Origin of the sequence: Mesorhizobium sp. M7A.F.Ca.CA.002.04.1.1 (genome assembly GCF_004022805.1) — a bacterium.
Taxonomy (GTDB): Bacteria; Pseudomonadota; Alphaproteobacteria; order Rhizobiales; family Rhizobiaceae; genus Mesorhizobium; species Mesorhizobium ciceri.
Map to the genome: position 1 here is coordinate 1 of NZ_RZPL01000226.1, position 7,523 is coordinate 7,523.

Here is a 7,523-nt window from a genome sequence, read left to right on the forward strand (position 1 = left end):
GGAGAGGACAGCCAGTTTTTCACGGACGGTGAGTGCGCTCATCTGTTCATGATATGTTCTTATCCGCCCTTATGCCACCTCATTTGATGGAAACGGCGAAAAAGTGATCGCCCGCCCGGCCCTCAGACTTCGTGCAGATAGAGGTGGTAATCCAGTTCGCTGACCGTGCGTGCCACGCGCAGGTATTCGGACTGTTTGATCGCCACGAAGGTCCGGTGCAGGTCCTCGCCGAGCGCGTTCTTCAGGAAGCTGGACGCCCGGGCCGATTCGATCGCGGCGCGCCAGTCGACAGGCATGGTTGTGCGCGTGACCGCTGCCTCATAGCCGTTGCCGGTCGTTTCGGGCCCCGGATCGAGCCCTTCATCCATGCCCTTGATGATGCCGGCGAGCACGGTTGCGGCGATCAGATAGGGGTTGGCGTCGACGCCCGACGGCCGGTGCTCGATGCGCCGGTTCTTGGCGTCGCCGGCCGGCACACGCAGCGCCACCGATCGGTTGTTGACGCCCCATGTCGGTGCCACCGGCGCATAGGATTGCGAGACGAAGCGCCGCCAGGAATTGGCGTGCGGCGCAAACACCAGCATCGATTCCGCCATGGTCTGGATGAGGCCGCCGAGCCCTTGCAGCAGCGGCAGCGACCAGCTCTCGCCGCCGGCTTCGGCAAAGACGTTTCGGCCGGCTCTGTCCTGCAGCGAAACATGGAAATGCATGCCCGAGCCGGCGTATTTCTCGATCGGCTTGGCCATGAAGCAGGCGGTGACGCCGTGGCGGCGCGCCTGCGCCCGCACCAGCCGCTTCAGCATGACCAGGTCGTCGGCCGCCCGCATCACATCCTTGCGGTAGTTCAGCGTCAATTCGTACTGGCCGGGCGCATATTCGGAAATGACCGTCTCGGCCGGAATGCCTTGCGCCTTGGCTGCGGCATAGATGTCGGAAAACAGCGGCTCCATGCCGTGCAGATGATCAACGGAATAGACTTCCGTCTTGCCCGAGACGCGGCCGTCGAGCACGGCGCGCGCCGGCTGCACCTTGCCGTCGGCGTCGCGCTCATTGGCCAGCAGGAAGAATTCAAGTTCGAAGGCTCCGGCCGGATAGAGGCCCTTGGCCGCCAGGATGTCGACTTGCCGAGCCAACGCCAGCCGCGGATCCGACGACATCGGCCGGCCGTCGAGCATGTACATCGCCATCAGCAGCTGGCCACGTGGCGGGCTCGTGCCGTAGAGCGGCACCAGCGTACCGGGGATCGGCCATGCCCTGAGATCGCCGTCGCCGGTCGTCCAGATCAACCCGGTCTCGTGCACATCCTCGCCGGTGATGTCGAGGCCCAGGATCGAGATCGGCATATGGCGGCCGCCCTCGAAGATGCTCTTCAGCTCATGCCGGCGCACGATCTTGCCGCGGCCGACGCCATTGGCGTCGGTCAGCACGATATCGAAGGCTTCGATCTCGGGATGGGCGTCGAGAAAGGCGTGCGCCTCGGCGGATGTCGAGCCCGAAGGTGAGGTCATTGTGGCATTGGGATGGTCCATCGCCGCTTGTCTCATGCCCCAAGCTTTGCCGCAACCGCGCCGAAGGCGGTGATCAGCCGGTTGACCTGGGTCGCAGTGGTCGCCGGCGAGATCAGCATCATGTTGTGGAAGGGTGCGATCAGCACGCCGCGATTGATCAGCGCGACATGGATGGCGGCCTCCAGTTCCGGCGCATGCGCCACTTCCGCCTCGGCGCCATTGCGCAGCGGACCGGGCGCGCAGATGAACTCGACGCGGGCGCCGACACGGGAAACATGCCAGGGCAGGCGATAGCGATCGATCACGCCGGTCAACCCGGCATCGAGCCGCCGCGCCAGGTGATCCATGCGGTCATAATTTTCCGGCGTCATCACCTCTTCAAGCGCGGCGCGCATCGCTGCGAACTGCAGCGGGTTGGCCGAGAGCGTCGTGCCCATGCCGGAATAGCCCGGCTCCTTGGTCCTGTTGTAGTCCGCGTAGCGCGAGGCGACGTCGTCGCTCATGCCCCAGACACTGGCCGGCACGCCGCCGGCGATCGGCTTGCCCAGGACGAAGAAGTCCGGGTCGAGACCATATTTCCTCGTGTAGCCGCCGGGGCCGGTCGAGATCGTGTGCGTCTCGTCGATCAGAAGCAGTGTGCCGGCTTGGCGTGTCAGTTTGCGCAGGGCGTCATGGTAGCCCGGATCGGCAAGCACCATGCAGGAGTTGGTCAGCACCGGTTCGGCGATGACGCAGGCGACGTCCTTATCCCCAAGCGCGGCTTCGAGTGCTGAGATGTCGTTGAACTCGATGACCTTGGCCGTACGCGTCAGGTCGCGGAACTCGCCCGCCAATCCCGGCCGGTTGACGGGCTTGCCGTCGATCAGCCGCACCATCGTCTCGTCGACCGAGCCATGGTAGCAGCCGTTGAAGACAAGGATCTTCTCCCGGCCGGTGACGGCGCGGGCGACGCGCAATGCAAAACGGTTTGCGTCGGTTGCCGTCGTCGCGATCTGCCAGAATGGCAGGCCGAAGCGCTGCTGCAGCAGCGGCCCGATGGCCAGCGCATCTTCCGAAGGCAGCATATAGGTCAGGCCACGTCCGGCCTGGCGGCGGATGGCGCGCGCCACCGGCGGCGGCGAATGGCCGAACATCGAGCCGGTGTCGCCAAGGCAGAAATCGTCGAGCTTGTTTCCGTCGATGTCGGTGATCGTGGCGCCCTTGGCGCTGTCGACCAGGATCGGAAACGGCGTCGGCCAGTCGTTCATCCAGTGCATCGGCACGCCGCCGAAGAAGCCGGGCAGGCCGTTGCCGACCTTTACCTGAGATTGCGGCCGCGCCTTGCGGAAGGCTGCCCCCTCGGTCTCGCGCAGATCGGCAATGCGGTCGCGGCCGATGCCGCCGATGGACGTCTTGGACATATCGCTGTGCATGAAAACCCCTCTGGTCGATTCCTCTTAGCCAATCCGTGTCTGCATCCGCAATTGGCCGCGCATCTGTCCTGCGTTGGCTCAGCCTTTGGCGGCGGCGCTTGACCGTGCTGCCGAAGTCGGCGCCAATATGAGCGGGAATTGAGGGGGAGGGGTAATGAGGACGGTCATCTGTGTGGCGATGCACCTGTCGTCGGCGAGCGCGGCCTTCGCCTCGGGCGGCATCTGGTGCTCCACCGACGACCCGGCGGCGACATTCGAGGTCGAGGCCGGCGTCACCAGAGGCATGGGCGGGCCGACCTTCAACTTTCGCGGCAACCTCGAAATTCTGAGCCGGCCTGCCAGCGACAGCCTGCGCAAGACCGTGTTCGAGGATTCCAACCTGACGCAGTACTGGCTCGACGGCAAGGAATTGCGGCTGAACATCTATCGTGAGCACGAGGCCGCGCAAAAGATCAACTCGGTCGAACTGACGATCCTGACCAGGACCAGCGACGAAGGCGTCTACGACGGGAGCTATACGCTCTCCATCTACGACGCCGCAGCGGATACGGACCAGGACGGCAAACCGGTCGAAATCAGCGGCAAAGTGTCGTGCGGAGCGGAGTGAGCGGGGTCAGGCCGTGATGTCGATGACGCCGCAGTCGCCTGCCGCGCTGCCGAAGGCGACGCGGCGTTCTTCCTTGTCCCACATCATCGAGGTGATGGCGCCCTTGCCCGGCCGCCGCAACAGCACTTCCTTGGCGTCGGCAAAACGCACCGCCATCACCATGCCGTCATCATAGCCGACGGCGACGACATCCTGGCTCGGGTGACAGGCGACAGCCGTCACCATGGCATTGCCGCGCGTGCCGAGTTCCAGCGGTGCCTTGCCCATCGGCCCGTCCTTGCCGGAAAACGGCCAGACGATCGCCGCCGGCGCGCCGGAACTCGCAAGCCACTTGCCCTTTACGCTCCACGACAGGCTTTTGACCTTGCCGGGATAGCCGGTCATGCGCATGTGCTTGCCGTCGGCGAGCTTCCACCCGTGCAATGCGTTTTCTTGCATGGTGGTGACGAGGAAGGCGCCATCCGGCGAGAAGGTGATGCCGGTATGGGCGCCGGCCCATTCGAGTTCCACCGGCTTGCCCTCGGCGGCCGGGAAATGCAGCGTCGCGCCATTGTAGCGGGCGACGCCGAAGCGCATGCCCTTGGGCGAGAAGGCCAGCCCCTCCACCGAACGCGGATGGACGAATTCCCTGGTCTTGCCGTCGGCGAAGCGCACGAAGGCAGTCTTGCCTGAGGCATAGGCGATGGCGCCTTGCGGCCCGGCGGCAACGCTGGTGATCCACTTCCTGGCCGCGCTTGCCAATTCCGTGGCCTCGCCGCCCGTTTTCACGGCAAACACCTTGCCGTCCTCGCCGCCGGTGATCAGCCGGTCATTGGCCGCATCATGGAAGGCGGCGAGCAGCCCGTCATTGGCCTGAACCGTCTTGTGGCCATGGTCGAGCCGATGGATGGCGCCGTCGGCCATCGCGAAATGCGGCACGTCGCCGAGAAAGGCGGCGGCGATGCAATGGCCTTCGAGGTCTAGGGGGGCGACTGTGGGCATCAGGGAACCATTCCAATGAAGTTTGTTGCCATCCCCGGGAAGTCGCCAGCGCGGCCGGGTGTGGCGCCAACCTTCTCCCCTTGTGGGAGAAGGTGGATCGGCGCGCAGCGCCGAGACGGTTGAGGGGTGTTGGACGGATCGCCGTCGGTGCCCAGCTGGAGCACCCCTCATCCGACCGAGCTTCGCACGGCCACCTTCTCCCACAAGGGGAGAAGGACAGAAGGGGCAGCGCTAGCGTTATAAGGCTTGGAAATCAAGCCGCCGGGCAGGCGTCAAAACTCTTCTTCAGCCGCTCGGCGTCGAGTTCCCTGCCGATGAACACCAGCCGGCTCTCGTGCTTTTCGCCGTCTTTCCAGGCGCGCTGGTGGTCGCCTTCGATGATCATGTGCACGCCCTGGATGACATAGCGCTCGTCGTCGCCCTTGAGCGCGATGATGCCTTTCAGCCGCAGGATGTTGGGGCCTTCCATCTGGGTGATCTTCTCGATCCAGGGGAAGAATTTCTTCGGATCCATCTCGCCGCCGCGCAGCGACACCGATTGCACCGTCACGTCATGAATGTCCGAAGCATGCGCGTGATGGTGGTGGTCGTGCCCGTCATGATCATGGTGGTGGTGATCGTGGCCGTCGTGGTCATGATGATCGTGATCGTCATGCGCCTCGAGGAAGTGCGGATCGTTTTCCAGTGCCCGGGACAGATCGAAAGCGCCGCGGTCGAGTACTTCGGTCAGGTCAACGCCGGCGCGGGTGGTACGATGGATCTTTGCCGCCGGATTGATGGCGCGGATCGTTGCCTCGACCTTGGCGAGTTCTTCTGACGTGACGAGGTCGGTCTTGTTGAGCACGACGACGTCGGCGAAGGCGATCTGGTCCTCGGCTTCCTTGGAATCCTTGAGCCGCAACGGCAGGTGCTTGGCGTCGACCAGCGCCACCACCGCGTCAAGCCTGGTCTTGGAGCGCACATCGTCGTCCATGAAGAAGGTCTGCGCCACCGGCACCGGATCGGCGAGCCCGGTGGTCTCGACGACGATGGCGTCGAAGCGGCCGGGGCGGCGCATCAGGCCCTCGACGACACGGATCAGGTCGCCGCGCACCGTGCAGCAGATGCAGCCATTGTTCATCTCGTAGATTTCCTCGTCGGATTCCACGATCAGATCGTTGTCGATGCCGATTTCACCGAACTCGTTGACGATGACGGCGTAGCGCTTGCCGTGGTTTTCCGACAGGATGCGGTTGAGCAGCGTCGTCTTGCCGGCGCCGAGATAGCCGGTGAGAACGGTTACGGGGATTTGCGTCTGTGCGTCGCTCATGGCTTGCCTCGAAAGTGCTGGGCCGCAAAAGATCCGGCCCTCAAAAGGGATTGTCGGTTCCATATAGGATGTGTGCCGGGCTTTTGCACGGGGCAAACCGATGGGCCAAACCGGCTTGCTACAATACCGGATTTTGACTGGCGAAAGCCGCTGTGATTGCCTAGCTCGGGATGCGGAAGGTCAATTTGAGAGGCAAGATATGTCCGGCAAGCCATCCTCCTTCTCATTGAGCCGGCGCCAGGCGCTCGGGTTGATCGCGGTCACCGCCGGAGGTGGTGCCTTCCTGCCGGCCTCGGCAATGGCCGCTCAATCTTCGGCTGCCCAGGCTTCACCCTATGCCGGACTGGCCTTGTTCGAAAACGGCGCCGGTGTCTGCACCATTACGCCTGAAGTGACCGAGGGACCGTTCTATTTCGACCCGAAACTCGAACGTGCCGATGTCACCGAAGGCAAGAAAGGTATTGCCCTTGACGTCCGGCTGCAGGTTGTCGACGTGGACTGCCGCCCACTTGCCGGCGCCCGCGTCGATATCTGGCATTGCGACGCGCAGGGCGCCTATTCCGGCTATCCCGGACAGGGTGACGGCCGCGACGTCGACACGTCGGGCCAGACCTTCCTGCGTGGTTGGCAGAAAACCGATGCAAGCGGCATCGTCTCCTTCGCCACGATCTATCCCGGCTGGTATCGCGGCCGCACCACCCACATCCATTTCAAGGTCTTCCCCGACGACAGGTCGGTGATGACCGGCCAGTTGTTTTTCCCCGACAGCCTCAGCGAGCAGATCTTCACCTCTGTCGCGCCCTACAATGACCGGCCCGGCAAGCGCGACACTTCAAATGCCGATGACGGCATCGCCAGGCGGGCCGGATCGCAATCGCAGGCTGCGCTGCGCGAGTTGGAGGATGCCTATCAGGCGCTGATGATCGTGGCGGTGAAGTCCGGCTGAGCGTTCCCTCACGCACCTTGTCAGCGGCGAAAACTCCGGTCACGAATTCGTTTGTCATCTAACTGAAATAAACATCTGGCATTAGCCACGGCGGACACCACAATGCTTGCCGGCAAAGCTGTTTGAAGCACCGGAATCTTTTTGATCGTCGATTGCCAACCGGCCGGCTGCCTCTATGCTGCCCGCACCGGTACGGCCGAAGAGGGAAGACCATGGCCAAGGCGGACAAGACTGCGACAATGAGCCGGCTGCATTCCGCGGCAAGGCTGGCAAGGACGGCGCTGGCTGCCCGGCTTCTGGCGCACGGCTTCTATGCCGGCCAGGACCAGATCATGCTGGCGCTCGACCGTGAGGACGGCCAGACGCCGGGCAATCTTGCCGGACGTCTCGGCGTGCGCCCGCCGACGATCACCAAGACCATCAACCGGCTGCAGGCCCAGGGGTTCCTGGAGAAGCGCGCTTCTGAAGCCGATGCCCGCCAGGCCCACATCTTTCTCACCGATACAGGCCGCGACATCATCCACGCCATCGAGAAATCGGTGAAGAAGACCGAAAAGCAGGCGCTGAAGGGCCTCGACAAGAAGGACCAGAAGTCGCTGTTCAAACTGCTTGCCCGCATCGAGGCCAACCTCTCGAACGAGGAATTGGTGCTCATCGACGACGACGCCGAGTCGGACGACTGACCGGCGGATTGTCGCGGCAGGCGATCAAGCCGCCGCGGCAGAGCCCTGGATCAGCGACGACCAGCGTCCCGGTGTCA

General features: G+C 63.8%; 7 protein-coding genes. 3 read left to right on the forward strand and 4 right to left on the reverse strand.

Annotated elements, in window-relative coordinates; genetic code table 11:
* Positions 1–122: 122 nt before the first annotated feature.
* Both ENZ75_RS14115 and ENZ75_RS14120 read right to left on the reverse strand, forming a co-directional pair.
* Positions 123–1,529 (reverse strand): glutamine synthetase family protein, encoded by a 1,407-nt coding sequence (locus ENZ75_RS14115; protein WP_082826626.1) that lies wholly within the window; start codon positions 1,527–1,529, stop codon positions 123–125.
* Between the two features lie 11 nt (positions 1,530–1,540).
* The gene (locus ENZ75_RS14120; RefSeq protein ID WP_063169830.1) at positions 1,541–2,920 is read right to left on the reverse strand and encodes an aspartate aminotransferase family protein; all 1,380 of its coding nucleotides are present in this window, start codon (positions 2,918–2,920) and stop codon (positions 1,541–1,543) included.
* A gap of 154 nt (positions 2,921–3,074) precedes the next feature.
* On the opposite strand from ENZ75_RS14120, the gene ENZ75_RS14125 reads away from it, so the two are divergent.
* Positions 3,075–3,527, forward strand: coding sequence for a hypothetical protein (locus ENZ75_RS14125; RefSeq protein WP_063169831.1), 453 nt, complete (start codon positions 3,075–3,077; stop codon positions 3,525–3,527).
* Positions 3,528–3,533: 6 nt separating this feature from the next.
* Here the strand turns inward: ENZ75_RS14125 and ENZ75_RS14130 are convergent, their stop codons facing one another.
* Together ENZ75_RS14130 and ENZ75_RS14135 are read right to left on the reverse strand one after the other, a co-directional pair.
* Positions 3,534–4,508, reverse strand: a complete 975-nt coding sequence (locus ENZ75_RS14130) for a WD40 repeat domain-containing protein (protein ID WP_013528226.1) — start codon at positions 4,506–4,508, stop codon at positions 3,534–3,536.
* Positions 4,509–4,761: 253 nt separating this feature from the next.
* Positions 4,762–5,817, reverse strand: coding sequence for a GTP-binding protein (locus ENZ75_RS14135; RefSeq protein WP_128278151.1), 1,056 nt, complete (start codon positions 5,815–5,817; stop codon positions 4,762–4,764).
* Between the two features lie 199 nt (positions 5,818–6,016).
* On the opposite strand from ENZ75_RS14135, the gene ENZ75_RS14140 reads away from it, so the two are divergent.
* Together ENZ75_RS14140 and ENZ75_RS14145 are read left to right on the forward strand one after the other, a co-directional pair.
* Positions 6,017–6,763 (forward strand): intradiol ring-cleavage dioxygenase, encoded by a 747-nt coding sequence (locus tag ENZ75_RS14140; RefSeq protein ID WP_063169833.1) that lies wholly within the window; start codon positions 6,017–6,019, stop codon positions 6,761–6,763.
* Positions 6,764–6,975: 212 nt separating this feature from the next.
* A complete protein-coding gene (locus tag ENZ75_RS14145) occupies positions 6,976–7,446 on the forward strand; it encodes a MarR family winged helix-turn-helix transcriptional regulator (protein ID WP_013528223.1) in 471 nt (156 codons plus the stop codon).
* Positions 7,447–7,523: the final 77 nt, after the last annotated feature.

Excerpts from the sequence above, each read along its gene's own strand:
- ENZ75_RS14140 (WP_063169833.1), top strand. The coding sequence starts at position 6,017 with ATGTCCGGCAAGCCATCCTCCTTCTCATTGAGCCGGCGCCAGGCGCTC.
- ENZ75_RS14130 (WP_013528226.1), bottom strand. The coding sequence starts at position 4,508 with ATGCCCACAGTCGCCCCCCTAGACCTCGAAGGCCATTGCATCGCCGCC.
- ENZ75_RS14145 (WP_013528223.1), top strand. The coding sequence starts at position 6,976 with ATGGCCAAGGCGGACAAGACTGCGACAATGAGCCGGCTGCATTCCGCG.
- ENZ75_RS14125 (WP_063169831.1), top strand. The coding sequence starts at position 3,075 with ATGAGGACGGTCATCTGTGTGGCGATGCACCTGTCGTCGGCGAGCGCG.
- ENZ75_RS14115 (WP_082826626.1), bottom strand. The coding sequence starts at position 1,529 with ATGGACCATCCCAATGCCACAATGACCTCACCTTCGGGCTCGACATCC.
- ENZ75_RS14120 (WP_063169830.1), bottom strand. The coding sequence starts at position 2,920 with ATGCACAGCGATATGTCCAAGACGTCCATCGGCGGCATCGGCCGCGAC.
- ENZ75_RS14135 (WP_128278151.1), bottom strand. The coding sequence starts at position 5,817 with ATGAGCGACGCACAGACGCAAATCCCCGTAACCGTTCTCACCGGCTAT.